Below are 19,449 nucleotides of genomic sequence, written 5' to 3'. Positions count from 1 at the left end.
GTTAAAGGCTGAAGACGCCACCGGCTCACAGAATCCGCCTGCCTTTCACCCAGTTGTCGATCCCGGTCCACGGTATCGCGAACGAAGCGAAGGCGCCCCCCAAGGCCGGGAGCAGACAAGTTGCATGGCACCGGCCGACTTCAAGAGCAACGAACCGAGAGAGGAAAACCATGTCCGACTGCAATTGCAATTCCCAGAACAACGGCAACCAAGGTGGAGGCCACGTCCCCAACTACGGGGTGACCGGCTTCGCTGCCGCACCGCAAAACGTGGCGCCCGCCGCACCCAGCGTGAATCTGGAAGGCGTGCACGCGCTGAAGCTGTCCGTGTGCGTGGGCGGCAGCTACAACCAGTCCACCAACCAGATCTGCTTCACCATCCCGATCTACGGCAACCTCTGCTTCACGTCGCCGATCCACATTCCCGTGAGCGCGCAGATCAAGGTGTGCGCGGAAACCTGCGGCAGTTTCATTCCCACGGGTCTGAGGGCCACGGTGTACCTGAACGGCAGCAGCCAGCCGTCCTTCACCGTGACCGTGTTCGGCATCTGCTGAGCCCGCGCACCGGGCCACCCGCGAAAGGAAGCACCCCCATGGCATCCTGCCCTCCCTTCAGCGTCGAGTTCACCGGCAGCGCCCAGGAGCTGTTCGTCAAGATCGCCACCATGATCCATGACCACGGCGGCACGATCACCGGCGGCCCCAGCGGCGGCGCCTTCACCGTGGGCACCCCGCTCGGCACCGTGGCGGGCACCTTCATGGTGAGCGGCCAGACCTGCACGATCACGATCACGCAGCGGCCGTTCCTGCTGCCGTGCAGCGTGATCCAGAACTTCATCAAGAGCCACCTGCCCGCGGTCGCGCAGGCGCAGTTCGGCGACCTCTGATGCCATCGCGGCCCAAGGGCCGACGACAGGCCGCCCCGGCACCGCCGGGGCGGCTTTCCTTTTCCTCATCCCGCGCGCACGAGCACCGCGAGCACGAGGCATCCGACCAGGACCAGGACGGCGCCCGACGCCCGCTCCAGCCAGGGCAGCGCCCGCGCGAAGCGGTGCAGCACGGCCCGGTTGCCGATCGCGACGGCGACGGCCAGATCCCAAAGCAGCACGGCGCAGAACATCCACGCGCCGTAGAACACCTTCCATCCCGGCGTGGCCTGCGGTCCGGCCAGCATGGCCGCGAGGCTCGCATAGAACAACGCGTTCTTCGGGTTGAGCGCGGCCGAGACAAACCCCATGCCCGCCGCCTGCCACCAGGCCCCGCGCCCTGGCGTGGTGGCGCCGGCGGCCGCGGAAGCGGAGACATCCAGGCGGCCGCGGCCTGCGTGGCGCATGAACAGCACGCCCAGGTAGAGCAGATAGGCGGCGCCGGCCAGCTGGATGCCGGTGAACCACGGGCTGCCGGCGCGCAGTACGGAGAGCCCTGCGAAGGCCGCCACGATGAACACGCCGTTGGCGAACGCGATGCCCACGCAGGCACCGCCGGCCGTCCGCCATCCGGCCGACAGCGATGTCCGGGCGATCAGAAAGAAATCCGGCCCTGGCGACAGCAGGGCGAGGAAATGCGCGGCGGCGATCAGGAGGAACTGTTCCATGCGGGTGGCGGGCAGGCTGCGGGAAGCTGTGGGAGGCCGCCACTGTGCCGGCCGCCGCGCGCGCCGTATTGAATGAAATTGCGCCCGCGGCCTGCGCCGGAGGAACGCTAGGCGCGGAACCGCCCCGGCGTCACGCCCGCATGCGCCTTGAACATCCGCTGGAAGTGGGCCTGGTCGGCGAAACCCAGTCCATGGGCCACGTCCGCGAGGCTGTCCCCGCCCTTCAGGCGCGTCCGCGCGCAGTTGATCCGCAGGTTCATCTGCCAGGCATGGGGTGTCATGCCGGTGGCGGCCTTGAACGCCCGGATCAGCTGGTAGCGCCCCATGCCGCACAGCCGTGCCAGTTCTTCGAGCGGTGCCGTGTCGGCGGGCGCGTCGCGCAGGCGCTCCATCACCGGGCGCAGCCGCTCCTGCAGGCCGGGGCCGGGGCCGGCGCCGGGCGACGGGATGCGCAGGCCATGCATCGCCTCGCTGTCACCGATGAATTCGATCAGTGCCGCTTCCTTGTCCTGCGGCGCGGCTGGGGAAAACAGCAGCGCGTTCAGGCGGGTGAAGCGCGCATGGCAGGCCCGATCGTCCACGATGCGCACCGGGCCGCCGTCCTCCGGCACGGACCCGGCGGCCTCGCGGCGGACCGCCTGCAGCCATGCCGCGTCCAGGTGCAGCATCTGGTAGCTCCACGCGGAGTCCGGCGCGGGATTGCAGGCATGCACGCGCGAGGCCGGCACGAACACGAGCATGCCCGCACGCAGCGGGACGGGGCCGCCGTCCGCGCCGGTGAAGATGCTGCGTCCGGCGTCCACCGCGCCGATCGAGAACGTGGGATGCAGGTGGGGCCGGTAGCAGGCCCGGCTGCGGCTGGCGCGGCGGCTTTCGGCGAAAGGCAGCGCCGGGTCGCGCCAGAACGCCTCGGCCGGGCCGGCGTCCGGTGCCGGCGCCGCCACGTTCACTCCGCGCCGTCCGCCACGTGGCATTCGCGGCGCAGCAGCGCACGCGCCTCTTCCAGGCGCTCGTCCCGGTGGTTGAGCAGCGTGGTGGCGGACTCGTCCACGAAGGACTTCCAGAGCGCGAGGTAGCTGGCCTCGCGCGCACTGGCCGCATGCGCGCGGATGAATTCTTCCGCGCGTTCTGGTTGCCAGCCGTGTTTGCGCACGCGGCGCACCAGGCTCGCGGCGGCCTTCTCGGTCAGCACGGTCTTGCGCGGCACGCCGGCCGCCAGGCAGAGGAACAGCGTGAGCAGCGAATGCTCGTCCTCGTGGCCCTGCGTGAGCCGCTCCCAGGTCCGGCTGGCCGGCGCGGGCGCTGACTCTGCGTCGTCCCCGACTTCCAGCAGGGCATCCAGTCCCTGGTGGTAGTCGTCCACCTCGGCCAGCGGATCGTCCTCCAGGAAATAGCGCGCGCGGAAGCTGCCCATGGGCCGCAGCAACGCGCGGGGCGCCGTGGCCGCATCGAGGATGCGCGCGGCGTCCGCCAGCACGGCCGCGACATGCCCGTCCGCGACGGCCGCCACCCCGTCCGGCATGCCGGCGGGCAGCGGCAGGCGCGACGGTGCGGGAATGCCCTTGCGCCGCATGGCGGACAGGCGCTTCTCGAACGACACGGCATGCGGCCAGGCCTCGGCCGCCGGATGCATCCAGTGCCATAGCAGGCCCATGCGCACCACGGCCTCGGCCTCGGCGCCGCCCGCCTCCAGCGCGCCTTCGTCCAGGTCCAGGCGCTGCGCGAACCAGCGGGCGGCCTCGATCGCGGCGGCGATGCCGGTGCGGCGCTCCAGCTCCGCACGGTATTCGGCATGGCTGCGCAGCGACCAGACCGACAGCTGCTGCACGTCCGGCTCGCCGGTGGTGGACAGGAACCCGAAATTGCTGCTCTGCGGCAGCGCGATCAGGTGGCGCAGCCGGTCCGATCCCGCCTTGGAGCGCGACAGGAAACTGTGCTCGCGCAGGCTCTGCGCGGCGCGGTCGAGGTCGCCGGCGCTGTCCTCGATCAGGTCGAGGCTGACGAGGTTCACCATGCGCTCGCGCGCGCGCTCCAGGTCGGGCCGCAGGAACTCCGTGCCGAAGTAGCGGGCGATCTGCACCATGCCCCTGGGTGCGTCGGCCGCGATGGCCTCCACCCGCTCGGCCGGCACGATGCCGTGGCGGATGCCGTGCACCAGGGCCTTCTCGAAGAACGGGCGGCCGTCGTGCAGCGACAGCGCCATCGCGCCCCCTGCGGCCGGGCTGGAATCGGAAACGCTCATCGCGGCGGCCTCCGGCTCAGATCGCCGACTCTTCGTCGGAGGCACGCGCGGCCGGGGTGGCCTTGCCGCGGTCGGTCTCGCTCGTCTCGAACTTGCCGTCGTCGTCCTCGTCCGTGCCGGTCTCGCCGTCGTCCAGCCCTTCGTCGTAGGCCTGGGCCTTGGCGCGCAGCACCAGCAGGGTCTCGATGAACAGGTCCGGGCACTGGTAGCGCAGCAGCCAGGCCAATTGCATCCAGTCGCGGTCCGCCACCTCGTCCTGGTCCACCTTGGGCGGGGCGTAGGCCACGTTGAAGAGCTGGTCCTCGGTGAGCGCCGGGCCGTAGTCCTCGGCGGCGTCGAACAGGCCGGTGCGCGCGAAGGCCTCCAGGCGGCTCCACTTTTCCGCGAAATAGTGGGCCAGGGCCTCGCTGCCGCCTTCCAGGTCGCCGATGGCGGTGAGGAACTCCACCGGATCCACGTCGCCGCGGAACACGACGGCGTTCACCATGCTGCGCAGGTAGGTGTGGGTGGCGTCCTTGTACTGCTTCTCCAGCACCAGCGCGCGCGCGAACTGCTGGGGCGTCACAAGCATGTTGACCACCGAGGCGCGGGATTCGTCGTATTCGCGCATCACGGCCAGCACATCCTTGGGCGCGAGTTCGTCCAGCACCTCGACCAGGGCGCGGTCGCCCTCGTCGTCGGCGAGCTGGGACAGGGCGGACTCGGCACCCACGATGTCGCCGGCGGCGATCAGGGCCTGGGTCTGGGTGATGAGGGCGAGATGTCGGGACATGGGATTTACTCCTTGCGGTCGAATCCGAGGTCGGCCATCCAGTCGGCGGCGGCCTCCTCGCGGTCGGCATGGCTGCGGGGTTCGCTGGCGTCGTCGGCGCTCCAGCGGGCCTCGTCGTCGTCACCCTGCTCCGCCTCGTCTCCGCCCTCTTCTTCGTCGCCCTCGCCAGCCTCGGCACTGCCGGCACCCTGGCCGGCGAAGCGGGCATGCTGGCGCTGGTACTCGAGCAGAGCCGCCAGCGACAGGAAGCGCGCACCCGACGGTTCGGCCAGCACCACGTCCGCCAGCGGCTGGGCCCAGGGCTCGAGTGCCACCGCCCCGGCCAGTTCCGGCCATTCCGGCAGGTCGCTCACCCCGCCCCGCGCCAGCAGCGGATCGAGCGTGGCCGGCCGGTGGAAGCGGAAGCCCTGGTGGAAGGCCACAGCCACCATCTCGGGGCTGAAATCGATCATCCTGGCCAGGAAGGCGATCTCGCCGCGCTTCTGGGCGAGGCGCTTGCGCAGCACGTCCTTGCCCTCGGAATCCTGGGCGAGGTCGTCGAGCTCGGCCTGGTAGGCCGAGCGCAGGTCATGGAAGAAAGGAGAGGGTTTCACGAGGAAAGCACGTTCTTGAAATAGGACTGCCAGATTTCCCGCGCCGTCTCGAGCGGATCGTCGAGCAGGTTGCGGCGGCGGTTGTCGTCGTAGGCCTGGCGCGCGGCGTCGTCCGACAGCACCTCGTAGGCCTTCTGGGCCGCGCGGAAGCGCTCGGCCGCATCCGGCGAGGGGTTGCGGTCGGGGTGGTAGAAGGCCGCCTTCTGGCGGAACGCCTTCTTGATGTCGGCCAGGCTCGCGGTCGCGCTCAGACCGAGGGCGGCGTAGTGGTCAGTCATGCTCGGGGGATGGATCGGTGGGGCCGGCAGGCACGGGAGGCGGCGCCGCGGGTGTCCGGGGAGGCGCGGTTATACACCAAGAGCGACGCTAGCGCCCGGGTACCGCGGGCAGCCCCTTCCGGGCGAGCGGGCAGGCCGGACAGCAGGCTTTCGCTCCCGGGCCGGCCGGCGGCGCCCGCCAGCGGCCCTGCTCCGCCGTGCAACACCCCTGCGCAGCCACTGTTCCATAACGGAACACATGGAGCACCTCGCGGGCGTAAACAGTGCATGGAACACGGGGCGCATGCGCTGGCATGCGGCTTGCGCAATGTCCTGCACCGGAGAGCGCACGGTGCGCCGCCCGGACATTCCACCACCACAGGAGACAAGCACCATGGACATGGCAGAAATCGCCAACCTCGGCATCGCCAACCCCTACAAGAAGCAGTACGGCAACTACATCGGCGGCCAGTGGGTTCCCCCGGTGGACGGCCAGTACTTCGAGAACAGCTCGCCCATCAACGGCCAGGTGTTCACCTCCGTGCCGCGCTCCAACGACAAGGACGTCAACGCCGCACTGGACGCCGCGCACAAGGCCAAGGCGGCCTGGGGCAAGACCTCCACCACCGACCGCGCCAACATCCTGCTGAAGATCGCCGACCGCATGGAAGCCAACCTGCTGACCATCGCGGTGGCGGAGACCATCGACAACGGCAAGCCGCTGCGCGAGACCATGGCAGCCGACATCCCGCTGGCCATCGACCACTTCCGCTACTTCGCCGGCGCCGTGCGGGCGCAGGAAGGCGGCATCAGCGAGATCGACCACGACACCGTGGCCTACCACTTCCACGAGCCGCTGGGCGTCGTGGGCCAGATCATCCCCTGGAACTTCCCCATCCTGATGGCCGTCTGGAAGCTGGCCCCGGCCCTGGCGGCCGGCAACTGCGTGGTGCTCAAGCCCGCGGAGCAGACGCCCGCCTCCATCCTGGTGCTGCTGGAAATGATCGGCGACCTGCTGCCCCCGGGCGTGGTCAACGTGGTCAACGGCTTCGGCCTCGAGGCCGGCAAGCCCCTGGCCTCCAGCAACCGCATCGCGAAGATCGCCTTCACGGGCGAGACCACCACCGGCCGGCTCATCATGCAGTACGCCAGCCAGAACATCATCCCGGTCACGCTGGAGCTGGGCGGCAAGAGCCCCAACATCTTCTTCGAGGATGTGATGAGCGCCGACGACGCCTTCTTCGACAAGGCACTGGAAGGCTTCGCCATGTTCGCTCTGAACCAGGGCGAGGTCTGCACCTGCCCCAGCCGCGTGCTGATCCAGGAATCGATCTACGACCGCTTCATGGAACGCGCCTTGAAGCGGGTGGCCGCCATCACCCAGGGCCACCCGCTCGACAAGGGCACCATGATCGGCGCGCAGGCCTCGCAGGAGCAGCTGGAAAAGATCCTCTCGTACCTGGACCTGGGCAAGAAGGAAGGCGCCGAATGCCTGATCGGCGGCGAGCGCAACATGCTCGGCGGCGACCTGGCCGGCGGCTACTACGTCAAGCCGACGGTGTTCAAGGGCCACAACAAGATGCGCATCTTCCAGGAGGAAATCTTCGGCCCGGTGGTGTCCGTCACCACCTTCAAGACCGAGGAGGAAGCGCTGGAGATCGCCAACGACACGCTCTATGGCCTGGGCGCGGGCGTGTGGAGCCGCGACGGTGCGCGCGCCTTCCGCATGGGCCGCGGCATCCAGGCCGGCCGCGTGTGGACCAACTGCTACCACGCCTACCCCGCGCACGCGGCCTTCGGCGGCTACAAGCAGTCCGGCATCGGCCGCGAGAACCACAAGATGATGCTCGACCACTACCAGCAGACCAAGAACCTGCTCGTGAGCTACAGCCCGAACAAGCTGGGCTTCTTCTGACGTCTTGACCTGCATCAGCAGCGACCGAGGGAGGGCGGCATATGGTGGAAGCCAGCCCTCCCCGTTGAGAACCTGCTCGAGGTTCCAACCCTTCCGACAAAAGAAAGGATTCCCGTTCCATGCTTCCCAAGACCATGAAAGCCGCCGTCGTCCGCGAATTCGGCAAGCCCCTCGCCATCGAGGAAGTCTCCGTCCCGACGCCCGCCGATGACCAGATCCTCGTGAAGATCGAGGCCTCCGGCGTCTGCCACACCGACCTGCACGCCGCCGAAGGCGACTGGCCCGTCAAGCCCAACCCGCCCTTCATCCCGGGCCACGAGGGCGTGGGCTTCGTCGCCGCCATCGGAAAGAACGTGAAGCACGTCAAGGAAGGCGACCGCGTGGGCGTGCCATGGCTGCATTCGGCCTGCGGCTGCTGCACCCACTGCCTGGGCGGCTGGGAAACCCTGTGCGAATCGCAGAGCAACACCGGCTATTCGGTCAACGGCGGCTTTGCCGACTACGCGCTGGCCGACCCCAACTTCGTGGGCCACCTGCCCAAGGACGTCGGCTTCGTGGACATCGCTCCCGTGCTGTGCGCGGGCGTGACCGTGTACAAGGGCCTGAAGGTGACGGACACCAAGCCGGGCGACTGGGTGGTCATCTCCGGCATCGGCGGCCTGGGCCACATGGCCGTGCAGTACGCCAAGGCCATGGGCCTGAACGTGGCGGCCGTGGACGTGGAAGACGACAAGCTCGAACTGGCGAAAAAACTCGGCGCCAGCGTGACGGTGAACGCGAAGACCACCGACCCGGCCGCCTACCTGCAAAAGGAGATCGGCGGCGCCCACGGCGCGCTGGTCACGGCCGTCTCGCCCAAGGCCTTCGAGCAGGCGCTGGGCATGGTGCGCCGGGGCGGCACCGTGTCGCTCAACGGCCTGCCACCCGGCAACTTCCCGCTGCCCATCTTCGACATGGTGCTGCGCGGCGTGACGGTGCGCGGCTCCATCGTCGGCACGCGCCTGGACCTGCAGGAATCGCTGGACTTCGCGGCCCGCGGCCAGGTGAAGGCCACCGTGGCGACCGAGAAGCTGGAGAACATCAACGACGTGTTCGCGCGCATGCACAAGGGCCAGATCCAGGGCCGCATCGTGCTGGACATGGCGGCGCACTGACGACCTCGGCGGACACGCCCTGCGCACTGGCGCACGGCGTGGGCTGCCGCAGGGCGGGCGCCGCCGCTGCGCTTCAGGCACACTGCACGGAGCGCAGACCCCATGACAGGAGACACCGCATGACGACGACCGCGCCCCCCGTTTCCGCACCTCCCGGTTCCGCAACCCGTGTCTCGGCCACGCCCGAGGCCGTCGCCCTCATCGAGCGGCTGCAGGTGCAACACGGCCCGCTCATGTTCCACCAGTCCGGCGGCTGCTGCGATGGCAGCGCGCCCATGTGCTTCGCCCGCGGCGAATTCATGCTCGGCGATTCCGACGTGCTGCTCGGCGAGATCGCGGGCACACCCTTCTACATGAGCGAATCCCAGTTCGCCTACTGGGAACACACGCACCTGATCATCGATGCCGTGCCCGGCAACGGCGGCATGTTCTCGCTGGAGCGGCCCACGGGGCTGCGGTTCCTCACCCGCTCGCGGCTCTACAGCGAAGACGAGTGGGCGGCCATCGAGGCCCTGGGGCCGCCGCCGCGCGGGGCGGGTTGACGGACGTCCCATGCGGTATCTGCTCGGATGGGCAGGCCTGGCCGTCGGGCTCGTGGCATGGGGCATCGTCCTGAACCTTTCGGCGAGTGGGCTGTCCTACGTCGATGAAGGCAATGCACTGCTGGCCTGGCTCATCTACAGCCCCGCCCTGCTCTGCCTCGTGCCATTCGCCTGCATAAAGCTCCAGCACGACGGGGTGGCAGCGATCTGGCTGTTCGCCATCGCGCCCATCGCGGGGCTGCTCAATGCCGCCGTCGCCGTTTTTGCGAGCACGGGCGATCGCGGATCGCTGATCGTCGTGGGGGTCTTGTCCATCCTCTGGGCCTGCCCCGTTGGACGCCTGGCATGGTGTGCGCTCGCGAAAAAGAGAGTATCTGGGCGCCAGGCCAGGCGGTTGCCCGACTGACACCGGAACCCGGCCGTCAATGGTGAGGGGCCGTCCCGTCCATCGCCTTCAGCCGCCGGTACACCGTATTGCGCGACACCCCCAGGGCCCGCGCCACGGCGGATACGTTGCCGCCATGCACCGACAGCGCATGGCGCAGTGCCTCTTCCACGGTCTCATCCCATGAACGCACCGCGGCCGGCTCGGGCCGGTGTGCAGCGCTGCGGCCCGGCGGGCATGGTCCGGTATCCCACACCGACGCACCGGCATCGCCCTGGGGACCTGCGGGCACCGGGGCCGCGGAAGCGGCAGCAGGAGGAACTTCATCGAACAGGTCCTCCGGCAGATGCCCGATGTCGATCTCGTCCGCATCACCGGCCATCAGCGCCGCCGTGCGCAACGCATTCGAGAGCTGGCGGAGGTTGCCGGGCCAGCAGTGCCGCAGGAACAGCTCCATGGCCCGTGGCGAGACCCGCAGGGGCGCCGTCCGGCGCGGTCGCGGCCAGCCGGGCGCGGAGCCTTCGGCAGCCCGCTCGCGGTCCTGCGCCTGCAAGAGGCGCTGCACGATGACGCGCAGGTCCGAGCGCTCGCGCAGCGCCGGCAGGCGCACCACCAGCCCGTTGAGCCGGTAGTAGAGATCGTCGCGGAACACCCCCCGGGCCATCATGTCGCGCAGGTTGCGGTGGGTGGCGCAAAGCACGTGCACATCCACCGGGATCTGCCGCGCCGAGCCGAGCGGCGCCACGGTGCGCTCCTGCAGCACGCGCAGCAGCCGGGCCTGCATGGCCAGCGGCATGTCGCCGATCTCGTCCAGGAACAGCGTGCCGCCGTGGGCCTGGGCGATCTTGCCCACGCTGCCCTTGCGCCGCGCGCCCGTGAAGGCGCCCTCCTCGTAGCCGAACAGTTCCGCCTCGATCAGAGTTTCCGGGATGGATGCGCAGTTCACCGCCACGAAGGGCCCGCGCGCGCGCGGGCCGTCCTGGTGGATGGCGCGGGCCAGCAGTTCCTTGCCCGTGCCGGTCTCGCCGAGGATGAGCATGGGCACGTCGCTGCCCAGCACGCGCGAGACGCGGTCGATCACCTGCGCCAGCTGCGCATCGCCCGTATCCAGGTAGCGCAGGCCGGACAGCCGCGGACCGCCGGCCGGCACCGGGGCGACGGGCCGCGGCCGGGTGGCCGTGGCGGAAGCTGGTGCAGCGGGCGCGGCCGTGGGCGCATCCTCGTCGCGCCCCTGCACCATCCAGCCGAGGGCCGCCGCCCCCTTCGGGCGGAATTCCACCATCGCATTGACCACCACCCCGCCGGGCAGCGCGAGCTGCAGCGGCCGGGGCATGGCGCCGCGCGCATGGGCCAGCAGCGCGCTCATCGGCATGCCGAAGAGCGACGGGAAGGTCTGCGCCTGCAATGCGTTCGCCGACATGCCGAGCTGGAACTGCCCGCTGCGGTTGGCCGCGAGGAAACGGCCCTCCGGCGTGAACGCGGCCAGCCCCTCCACCAGCGTGCCCAGGAACTCCGGGCGCGCATGGAAGCGCAGCCGCACGGCGTCCTCATAGACCTTGCCGAAGAGATGGTTCTCGACCATGCGCGCGGACATGCGCACCAGGGCCAGCGTGTGGGCACTCTGCTGGTGGCGGTCGCCGCTCACGTCCAGCGCGCCGATCACCTGCCCCTGCGGATCGCAGATGGGTGCGCAGGAGCAGGTGAGGAACTGGTTGGCGGCCAGGAAATGCTCGTCGCCGTTCACCTGCACCGCATCGCCCAGGGCCAGGGCCGTGCCGATGGCATTCGTGCCCTTGCTGCGCTCGGACCAGGTGCCCCCGGGCCGCAGCGCGACCCGGTGCGCGCGCCCGAGGAATTCCTCGTCGCCCAGGGCGTGCAGCACCACGCCCTGCGCGTCGGTGAGCAGCACCATGCTCTGCGTGCCCGCGATCTGGGCCGAGAGGGTTTCCATGACCGGGAGCGCATGCGCGCAAAGCGCGTCGTTGCGCGCCACGGCCCAGGCGAGCGCGTCGGGCGCCAGGGGCTGGAGGTCGGCGGACGCGTGCCGTTGCAGGCCGAAGGAGCGGGAGCGCTCGTGCGACTCGGCGATCACGCGGGCCGAAGGCAGCGGCGCGAAGGCGGCGGCCTGCGCCGCCTCCCCGCCATGGAGGGAGCTCTGCATGGGTTTGTCTCCTCAGGGCCCTGGCTCGCGCTCTCGGCGCGGCCCGGGCGTTATCCGGCCACCATAGCACCATCGGCGGGCGCCGTCGCGCAAACCCGCCCGTGCCACCGGGTCATGCGCCCGGCGGCATCCCTGCGACCGGTGCCAGCGCCTGCGCCAGAGCCTCCAGCACGCGGCCCACGTCGTCCTCGACCTTGACCGCGATCAATCCGTCGGCGCGCGTCACGCCCCGGTTCACGGCCGCCACCGGCAGCCCGGCATCCGCGGCCGCCTGCACGAAGCGGAAACCCGAATACACCATCAGGGACGATCCCGCCACGAGCAGTCCGTCGGACCGGGCCAGCGCCGCCCGCGCGGCCTCCACGCGCTCGCGCGGCACGCTTTCACCGAAAAACACCACGTCCGGCTTCAGGGGACCGCCGCCGCAATGGGGACAGACGGGCAATTCGAACGCGGAAAAGTCGCGGCAGTCCAGGTCGGCATCGCCGTCCGGCGCAGCGGCCGCCTCCAGCACCGCCCAGGCCGGGTTGCGGGCCTCCAGCCAGGATTGCAGGTCCGCACGCGGCATGCGCGCCTCGCAGGCCATGCAGCGCACCGTGTCGATGCGCCCGTGCAGGTCGATCACCCGCTGCTGCCCCGCGGCCGTGTGCAGGCCGTCCACGTTCTGCGTGAGCAGCATCTCCACGCGGCCCATCGCCTCCAGCGCGGCCAGGGCATGGTGCGCGGCCCCGGGCGCGGCGCCGCCCATGACGCGCCAGCCGATCATGCTGCGCGCCCAGTAGCGCCGGCGCACCGCCTCGTCGCCCATGAAGGCCTGGTAGGTGACCGGCGGGGAGCGCTTCCAGGCGCCGCCCTCGTCACGGTAGTCCGGGATGCCGGACGCCGTGCTGCAGCCCGCGCCGGTGAGCACGAAGAGCCGCGGGCAGGCGCGCGCCCAGGCCAGCAGGGCATCCAACCCGCCGGCAGAGGCCGGCAGAGGCACAGGCCCGTCAGAATTCGGGAGCGATGCTTTCTGCATATTCGTACAGCGCTCCCAGGATCGCCTCGCCACGCTCGTCCGCCGTTTCGCCCAGCGTGTCCAGCCGCGCAAAGAGCGCGTCGAACGTCAGGCCGCCGCCCTCGCCTTCCATGAGGCGCGCCACGCGCAGGGCCTCCCAGCGCTCGCGGTCCGCCTCATCCAGCGTTTCGGGAAAATTGCGCGCACGGTACCGCCACGCCAGCTCCTCCAGGCGCTCGTCGTCGAAGCCAGGCCGGGCCAGCGCCAGTTCCTGCGGCGGCAGCGTGCGCAGCCGCTCCAGGCGCCGCCGGTCCTCGTTGCCGACAAAGCCGCCGTACAGGTCCTGGTCCACGTCGGCCGGCCCTTCCTTGGGCCGCGCGAACACCTCCGACCAGATCGCGCTCATGTCCGGCAGCGCCCGCGCGATCTCGGCATGGGCGGCGGCACGCTCCATGTCGATGCCCCAGCGCTGCGCCATGGCCGGTGTGAGGGTGTTGACGTTGCCCACCACCATCGGCGACTTGTTCAGGTGCACACTCTTGACGGGCAGCCGCACCATGCCTTCGGGCAGATCGGCCGTGCGCGTGAACATTCGCTCGCGGATGCGCGCGGCGTCCAGGCCGGCCAGTTCGGACGGGTCGTGCGCCAGGTCCCACGCGATCAGCTCGTTGCGGTTGGTCGGGTGGCTGGCGAGCGGCCACAGGATACCCAGGCAGCCGCGGTCCGCCGGGAACATGCCCGACACGTGCAGGAAGGGGCGCGCGGTATCGACCGTGGCCGGCAGGCGCAGTTCCGCGGCCACGCGGTCCTTGCGGCGCAGGCCGAGCGCGAAATCGAACAGCCGCGGCTGGCGCTCGCGGATCAGCCGCGCCAGCGCGATCGTGGCGCGCACGTCCGACAGTGCATCGTGGGCGGCCTCGTGCAGCAGGCCGTTGGCACGCGACAGGTGTTCGAGCTTCAGGCTGGGAGACCCGTCCTCCTTGCGCGGCCACTCGATGCCGTCGGGGCGCAGCGCGCAGGTCAGCCGCACCACGTCCAGCAGGTCCCAGCGGCCGCATTCGTTCTGCCATTCCCGCGCATAGGGATCGATCAGGTTGCGCCAGAACATGAAGCGCGTGATCTCGTCGTCGAAGCGGATCGTGTTGTAGCCCACGCCGATGGTGCCGGGCCGGGCCAGCTCCGCCTGGATGCGCGCGGCGAATTCGTGCTCCGGCAGGCCGCGCTCCAGGCACAGCTGCGGCGTGATACCGGTGAGCAGGCACGACTCCGGATCGGGCAGGTAGTCCGGCGCCGGGCGGCAGTAGATCATCACCGGCTCGCCGATCTCGTTCAGGTCCGCGTCCGTGCGGATGCCCGCGAACTGCGCGGGGCGGTCGCGCCGCGGGTCCGCGCCGAAGGTTTCGTAGTCGTGCCAAAAAAAAGTATGCATGGATCGATGAAGCGCAGCGATGCGTAAAACTCCAGCCCGCAAGTATGCCGGCACCGCCGCGGCCATGGACAATGGGGCATGCAACGAAGAAACACGACGCCCGCCTCCGCCCTCCGTCCGTCCTTCAGCGTCCACGCTGCTCCCGCCAGGCCGTGGTGGCCCGCCGCCGCCGGGGCAGGCCTGCTCGGCGCCCTGCTGGCCGGCTGCGCCGCCCCACCTCCCGCGGCGGCCGTGCCCGCCGCCCCGCCTGCACCGGCCGCCACCCCTGCGGTGCCGCCGGGGCCCGCCCCGGACACGCCGGCCACCATGGCCCCAGCCACCCAGCCCGCCACGCCGGCAGCCGATGCCGCCCCGCTTTCCGCAGAAGCCGAACAGGCCGGCTTCGCGCAGTGGATCGCAGGCTTCCGCCAGGAAGCCCTGCAGGCCGGCATCCGTCCGGAGACGATCGCCGCCGCCCTGGACGGCGCGCAGTGGCTGCCCCAGGTGATCGAGCTCGACCGCTCCCAGCCCGAGTTCACGCGCACGCCCTGGGCCTACCTGGACAGCGCCGTGTCGCCCGCGCGCATCCAGCGCGGCCGCGAGGTGCTGGCCGAGCAGCGCGCCGCCCTGGACTCCGCCGCCGCGCGCTACGGCGTGCCTGCCGAGGTCATTACCGCCATCTGGGGCATGGAAAGCAACTACGGGTCGAACTTCGGGAGCTTCCGCACCGTCGATGCGCTCGCCACGCTGGCCTACGAGGGCCGCCGCCGCGACTGGGCGCGCGGTGAACTGCTGGCCGCGCTGCGCATCATCGACCAGGGCGACATCGCCGCCGACCGCATGATCGGCTCCTGGGCCGGCGCCATGGGCCACACCCAGTTCCTGCCGTCCGTGTTCCTCGGCTACGCGGTGGACGCCGACGGCGACGGCCACCGCGACATCTGGGGCAGCGTCCCGGATGTCGCCGCATCCACCGCCAACTTCCTGTCGCGCATGGGCTGGCAGCCCGGCCAGCCCTGGGGCGTCGAAGTGCGCCTGCCGCAGGGCTTCGACTACGAGCGCGCGGAACTCGCCGTGCGCCACCCGTCCACCCAGTGGGCGGCCGAGGGCGTGCAGGCCATCGATGGCCAGCCGCTGCCCGCGCTGGACGGTGCCTCCATCCTCGTGCCTGCAGGCGCCCGCGGGCCGGCCTTCATGGTGGGGCCGAACTTCCGGGTGATCCTGCGCTACAACAACTCCACCAACTACGCCCTGGGCGTGGGCCTGCTCGCGCGCCAGATCGCAGGCGGCCCCGGCGTCACGGCCCCCTGGCCCCGCGACCTGCAGCCGCTGACGCGCACCCAGACCCGCGACCTGCAGAACGCCCTCAACGCCCGCGGCTTCGCGGCCGGCACCGCTGACGGGGTCATGGGCCCCGCCACGCGCGCCGGCCTGCGCCGCTTCCAGCTGAGCATCGGGCAGGTGGCCGACGGGTACCCGACGCTGGAGCTGCTGCAGAAGCTGCAGGCGCCCTGATGCCTGGCCGGCCGGCAATCAGCGCACCGGCCGCGGTGGTCTCCGCCGGGTGATTTGCGCAAACTCGACTAGTGGTGTGAGTCGGAAGTGCGCAAACAAAATTCCGCGACAGATTGCAGGATCTCGTCCGCTGTCTTGGTCCAGATGAATGGCTTGGGCGCGGCGTTGTTCATTGCGACGTATGCCCAGATCGCATTCTCCAGCGCACGGGTAGAGCAGAAGCACCCGCGCTTGATCTGGCGGACCGTGAGGATCGAGAACCAGCACTCGACCAAGTTGATCCAAGAGGCCGATATGGGCCTGAAGTGCAGATGTACGCGCGGGTGCCTGAGCAGCCAGCGCTGGATCGGACTCTTGTGCGTGCTCGCGTTATCGAGCACAAGGTGCAGGTCCAACTGAGCGGGAGTCGCTCGCTCCACCGTCTGGAGGAAGTGGCGGAACTCCACGCTGCGATGGCGCCTGTGCACTTCTGGGAACCTCTCAAAACCTAGCCAGTCTGTCCCTGACCAAGACCGAGTGAGCCTCACACAGCCATGATCACACCGCGTAGCGCCCTGAAGTTCGACCTGTTCGCAGATGCTTCGCGCCAGCACAAACGCGACGAGATGGGCGATCCGTTGCAGGTCATTGCCCGGCACATCGACTTTGCCGAGCTGGCCCGGCTGGTGGATGCACTCATCGAGCGCAGCGATGGCCGCAAGGGTGGCCGGCCGGCCTATCCCACCGAGGTGATGGTGCGCATCCTGGTCTTGAAGCGGCTGTACAACCTCTCGGACGAGCAGATGGAGTACCAGTTGCTGGACCGCGCAAGCTACCAGCGTTTTTGCCTGCTGCAGGATGCGATGAACGTGCCGGACCGCAACACGATCTGGCGCTTCGGCGAGCGGCTGGGCGTGGATGGCGCCACGGCGTTGTTCCAGGGAGTGGATGCGCAACTGCACCGCCATGGCTATATCGCCCGGGGCGGGCAGGCCATCGATGCGACGCTGATACCCGCGCCGCGCCAGCACATCGGCCGGCAGGACAGGCAGGCTTTGCAGCAGGGCCAGCAGCCGGGCTGGAGCGACGCCCGGCGCAGGCAAAAAGATGTGGATGCCACGCACACGAAGAAGCACGGCAAGAGCTACTTCGGCTACAAGCGGAGCGTGAGCGTGGACCTCAAGCACGGCTTCATCCGCAGGATCGCCACGGGCACGGCCAGCGAGCACGACGGACACCACTTCGACGAGGTGCTGGACCTGCACAACACCGGACGGGGCGTGCACACGGACAAGGCCTACGCGAGCCGGCAACGCCAGCAGCTACTCAAGGTGCTGGGCTTCGTGGACGCGATGCAACGCCGGGCCCGGCCGGGCAAGCCCCTGAGCGAGTGCCAGCAGCGGCGCAACCAGCGCATCGCAAAGAAGCGTGCCAAGGTGGAACACGTGTTCGCCGGCATCCGGCACCTGGGGGGCAAATTGCTACGCACCATCGGGCAGACCCGCGCCACGGTGGGCATGACGATGATGGCCGCCTGCTACAACATGAAGCGGCTGGCGTCCTTCCTGGACCGGGGAGTGGATGCGTTCTTCAAGCCATCGGCTGCCAAGGCACGGGTGCGCCTGCAACCGACAAAAGCGTGAGCCTTGCGGGGGCAAAGGCCCCGGGGCATGGGCTGCGGCCCACCCACCGCGCAGGTGTCCGAGCGCATTCTGGGCGCTGGAATCTTGACGACACGCCGGAAAAACTGCCTGGCGGCGGTTGTGAGAGGTGCCCTTCTGCGATGACCGTCCTCGGCGAAGCGCCTACGCCACTTGGCCACGGTCAGCGGGCTAACTCCCAGGGCAGCGGCCACCGCCCTGTTCGTCGTCGAGGGCTCAGCGCAGGCCAGCACTATGCGCGCTCGCAGCGCCAGCGCCCGGGCGGTCTTGTGCCGACTCGTCCAGCTTTGCAACGCTGTGCGATCCACATCGTTCAACTCGATGGCAACTGCGTGAGGCCGGGGCCATGGTGTGCTCCTGGGCTGGGTCGAGCGAACAGCATGGCGCAGCACTTGGGCGATGCCAACTTCTGACTCACGCCACTAGTGTCGTTCCTGCGGCGGTACGTGGATGCGTTCTTCAAGTCCGAAACCGGCACCTGCAAAGCACGGATGCGCTCGCAAACAGCGAAAGCGTGAGCTACTGTGGCCGCGAGGACCCGGGGCACGGAGGGGGCTCGGCTCCCTGAGCAGGCGCTCCCGCGCAAAGGCGCGGGAATATGCGCGGATGGAGCCCTCTTGAATTTGGGAGATTTGGAGAGCTTCTTGGATGACCTTGATACCCTGCACGGAGCCTGTAAGAGGCCCCCACTCTGGTTCTGAATGTGATGCATTGCTTCGCAGAAATAAAATCACCCATCGAATGAACTATCTATCATATAAAAATTATTAGCACTTATCCGCAATTATGCGCACATCAGAAAGAAGCAATAACATTCCCCAAGAATTCCACCAGGCAATGCGAGAAGATCATCATAGTTCTTCTCGAAGTGGAATTCACAGTCCGTCCACATCACGCCTCTCAGGAGCGGGTGTGCTTGCTGGACTAGCGCCACGAAGCAAAACCGAAACAAACACAAATATTCTCCGCAATAAACCTTTGGCTCAACTCACACCCAGTCCCGACAGAAATTTGCGGGCATTTGTCGAGGACCGACTTGAGCGAATTAAAAGACCCGCAGAGGGTTGGTTTTTTGAAAAAGCGATAGGCCCATTATCAAGTTTGAGTCCAAGAGACTTTCAGGGAATTCACGAAATCTTACAAAAAACGGATGAAGTCAAAAACATCTTTTCGTTTGGTGCTCGATCAGGTGGATTCGAACTCGCCATGCAATTCCGGCATGATATCAATCTGAATGAGTCACGGAAAGGACTAGACAATTCTTCTGCATCAAATTATCTGGATGCGATAAGCCTGGAGGAACACTCGTACACTGAGAAAAAGAAGCTTGATGGGCTTGATGTTTATAAGATGCAAAATCCATTTTGGGATATTGGGTACAAAAATGGTATTGAGCATGCCAAAAAGATGATCTTTTTCATCACCCCGGAATGGATCGCATCGCCCTATTGCCTTCAAGAGTTTAGCTGGCTTCAGGAAACCGAGAATAAAAAAATAAAGACTGCATTTTTTATATACAAAGACACGAATATGAATGACCCAGCAATCGAGGAAATTCACAAATATGCAGAAACCAACGAATCACTTGTAATGAAAGCACTCACCCCCCCGGAAAAAGGATTGCATGAAGTTTCCATCAGCAAAAGCCTCCCACTGAGTTTCAAACGATTTATGCAAAGGAATGAGTTTAATTATTTGAAAAATTTCCTATCTGAAAATCAAGAAAATCCTATCAAAAGTCAAGGAGCACAACCTCAAAACTGAAGATCAAGACCTGAGCTACAGGTGACTTGCGCAGATGACTTCACGGTAAACGCGCGTCGCAGCCCGGAGCGCTTTTCACGCTGGCTCACTTCCTCGCTGACCAAGCGGTGGAGGGAGCTTGCGATCCATTGCTCGCTTACCCGGGCAAAGTGAGGTTGACCTAGAGCGCATACACCCAACCCGGAGAATACCGGGCGGGAGCATGAATTGAACGAGAACGAAGTAAGCGTTGGAGTTTAAGCAGGAACGCCGTGCAGCAGTTCGAGACCGGCCACGCCGCCTCGACCACGGCCGCGCCATCCACGAGCAGTTGGGCGGCGAGCACGCTTGGCCGCACATGCAACGTGAACTGCTGGCACGCGGCCTGCACGTGGTGACCACCGACAGCGCATACCGCTTGCAGGTGGCGCCCCATCTGGTACGCGGCGCTGCTTTACGCGTGCAACTCTCGTCACTGGTCAGTGCTCATCGCCACGCTCACACACCCGGGAAATGAAAAAAGCCCGCAGGC

The 19,449-nt window shown here is 68.0% G+C and carries 20 protein-coding genes; 9 read left to right on the top strand and 11 right to left on the bottom strand.

The annotated features are described in order from the left end of the window. Positions 1–170: 170 nt before the first annotated feature. Both ACGHC0_RS10865 and ACGHC0_RS10860 read left to right on the top strand, forming a co-directional pair. Positions 171–554: a hypothetical protein gene (locus ACGHC0_RS10865; RefSeq protein ID WP_415268196.1), complete on the top strand. Its 384-nt coding sequence runs from the start codon at positions 171–173 to the stop codon at positions 552–554. 38 nt (positions 555–592) lie between these two features. After that, positions 593–886 carry a hypothetical protein gene (locus tag ACGHC0_RS10860; RefSeq protein ID WP_415268195.1) on the top strand — a complete coding sequence of 98 codons (294 nt, stop codon included), beginning with the start codon at positions 593–595 and terminating at the stop codon, positions 884–886. Between the two features lie 65 nt (positions 887–951). Here ACGHC0_RS10860 and ACGHC0_RS10855 read toward each other — a convergent pair whose 3' ends face one another. From ACGHC0_RS10855 to ACGHC0_RS10830, 6 genes are all read right to left on the bottom strand, one after another. Then, a complete protein-coding gene (locus ACGHC0_RS10855) occupies positions 952–1,593 on the bottom strand; it encodes a LysE family translocator (RefSeq protein ID WP_415268194.1) in 642 nt (213 codons plus the stop codon). Positions 1,594–1,700: 107 nt separating this feature from the next. Beyond that, positions 1,701–2,537 carry an AraC family transcriptional regulator gene (locus tag ACGHC0_RS10850; RefSeq protein WP_415268193.1) on the bottom strand — a complete coding sequence of 279 codons (837 nt, stop codon included), beginning with the start codon at positions 2,535–2,537 and terminating at the stop codon, positions 1,701–1,703. A gap of 2 nt (positions 2,538–2,539) precedes the next feature. Beyond that, the gene (locus tag ACGHC0_RS10845) at positions 2,540–3,835 is read right to left on the bottom strand and encodes a hypothetical protein (RefSeq protein ID WP_415268192.1); all 1,296 of its coding nucleotides are present in this window, start codon (positions 3,833–3,835) and stop codon (positions 2,540–2,542) included. Positions 3,836–3,851: 16 nt separating this feature from the next. Then, positions 3,852–4,607, bottom strand: a complete 756-nt coding sequence (locus tag ACGHC0_RS10840; RefSeq protein ID WP_415268191.1) for a hypothetical protein — start codon at positions 4,605–4,607, stop codon at positions 3,852–3,854. Positions 4,608–4,612: 5 nt separating this feature from the next. Next, the gene (locus ACGHC0_RS10835; RefSeq protein WP_368355213.1) at positions 4,613–5,200 is read right to left on the bottom strand and encodes a hypothetical protein; all 588 of its coding nucleotides are present in this window, start codon (positions 5,198–5,200) and stop codon (positions 4,613–4,615) included. Further along, a complete protein-coding gene (locus ACGHC0_RS10830) occupies positions 5,197–5,478 on the bottom strand; it encodes a DnaJ domain-containing protein (RefSeq protein ID WP_208942375.1) in 282 nt (93 codons plus the stop codon). The genes ACGHC0_RS10835 and ACGHC0_RS10830 overlap by 4 nt, the downstream gene beginning before the upstream one ends. Positions 5,479–5,851: 373 nt before the next feature. Here ACGHC0_RS10830 and adh point away from each other — a divergent pair, with 373 nt between their 5' ends. From adh to ACGHC0_RS10810, 4 genes are all read left to right on the top strand, one after another. Further along, on the top strand, positions 5,852–7,372 hold the full coding sequence (gene adh / locus ACGHC0_RS10825) for an aldehyde dehydrogenase (RefSeq protein ID WP_107159559.1): 1,521 nt from the start codon (positions 5,852–5,854) through the stop codon (positions 7,370–7,372). A gap of 119 nt (positions 7,373–7,491) precedes the next feature. Then, positions 7,492–8,526 carry an alcohol dehydrogenase AdhP gene (gene adhP / locus ACGHC0_RS10820; RefSeq protein ID WP_415268190.1) on the top strand — a complete coding sequence of 345 codons (1,035 nt, stop codon included), beginning with the start codon at positions 7,492–7,494 and terminating at the stop codon, positions 8,524–8,526. Positions 8,527–8,645: 119 nt separating this feature from the next. Next, complete coding sequence (locus ACGHC0_RS10815) at positions 8,646–9,068, top strand: DUF779 domain-containing protein (RefSeq protein WP_368355211.1); 423 nt, start codon at positions 8,646–8,648, stop codon at positions 9,066–9,068. A 10-nt stretch (positions 9,069–9,078) separates the two neighbouring features. Continuing rightward, a complete protein-coding gene (locus ACGHC0_RS10810; protein ID WP_368355210.1) occupies positions 9,079–9,474 on the top strand; it encodes a hypothetical protein in 396 nt (131 codons plus the stop codon). A gap of 16 nt (positions 9,475–9,490) precedes the next feature. On the opposite strand, the gene ACGHC0_RS10805 is transcribed toward ACGHC0_RS10810, so the two are convergent. From ACGHC0_RS10805 to sbcB, 3 genes are all read right to left on the bottom strand, one after another. Further along, complete coding sequence (locus tag ACGHC0_RS10805; RefSeq protein ID WP_368355209.1) at positions 9,491–11,614, bottom strand: sigma-54-dependent Fis family transcriptional regulator; 2,124 nt, start codon at positions 11,612–11,614, stop codon at positions 9,491–9,493. Between the two features lie 112 nt (positions 11,615–11,726). After that, positions 11,727–12,632: an NAD-dependent protein deacetylase gene (locus ACGHC0_RS10800; RefSeq protein WP_368355208.1), complete on the bottom strand. Its 906-nt coding sequence runs from the start codon at positions 12,630–12,632 to the stop codon at positions 11,727–11,729. Beyond that, positions 12,604–14,040, bottom strand: a complete 1,437-nt coding sequence (sbcB, locus tag ACGHC0_RS10795) for an exodeoxyribonuclease I (RefSeq protein WP_368355207.1) — start codon at positions 14,038–14,040, stop codon at positions 12,604–12,606. The genes ACGHC0_RS10800 and sbcB overlap by 29 nt, the downstream gene beginning before the upstream one ends. Positions 14,041–14,118: 78 nt before the next feature. Here sbcB and ACGHC0_RS10790 point away from each other — a divergent pair, with 78 nt between their 5' ends. Beyond that, positions 14,119–15,534: a lytic murein transglycosylase gene (locus tag ACGHC0_RS10790; RefSeq protein ID WP_368355206.1), complete on the top strand. Its 1,416-nt coding sequence runs from the start codon at positions 14,119–14,121 to the stop codon at positions 15,532–15,534. Positions 15,535–15,602: 68 nt separating this feature from the next. On the opposite strand, the gene ACGHC0_RS10785 is transcribed toward ACGHC0_RS10790, so the two are convergent. Then, positions 15,603–16,061, bottom strand: coding sequence for a transposase (locus tag ACGHC0_RS10785; protein ID WP_415268189.1), 459 nt, complete (start codon positions 16,059–16,061; stop codon positions 15,603–15,605). A gap of 9 nt (positions 16,062–16,070) precedes the next feature. Between ACGHC0_RS10785 and ACGHC0_RS10780 the strand changes: the two genes are divergently transcribed. Further along, on the top strand, positions 16,071–17,156 hold the full coding sequence (locus tag ACGHC0_RS10780) for an IS5 family transposase (protein ID WP_368355625.1): 1,086 nt from the start codon (positions 16,071–16,073) through the stop codon (positions 17,154–17,156). On the opposite strand, the gene ACGHC0_RS10775 is transcribed toward ACGHC0_RS10780, so the two are convergent. Continuing rightward, positions 17,051–17,482, bottom strand: a complete 432-nt coding sequence (locus tag ACGHC0_RS10775; protein ID WP_368355624.1) for a helix-turn-helix domain-containing protein — start codon at positions 17,480–17,482, stop codon at positions 17,051–17,053. The two genes, ACGHC0_RS10780 and ACGHC0_RS10775, sit on opposite strands and share 106 nt — an antisense overlap. Before the next feature lie 478 nt (positions 17,483–17,960). Between ACGHC0_RS10775 and ACGHC0_RS10770 the strand changes: the two genes are divergently transcribed. Beyond that, entirely contained in the window at positions 17,961–18,938 is a 978-nt protein-coding gene (locus ACGHC0_RS10770; protein WP_368355205.1) for a hypothetical protein, read from the top strand. Positions 18,939–19,449 lie beyond the last annotated feature (511 nt).

It is taken from the genome of Acidovorax sacchari, assembly GCF_042847045.1.
Taxonomy (GTDB): Bacteria; Pseudomonadota; Gammaproteobacteria; order Burkholderiales; family Burkholderiaceae_C; genus Paracidovorax; species Paracidovorax sacchari.
Note: the sequence above shows the minus strand (reverse complement) of the source record. Positions and strands in the feature narration are given on the sequence as shown.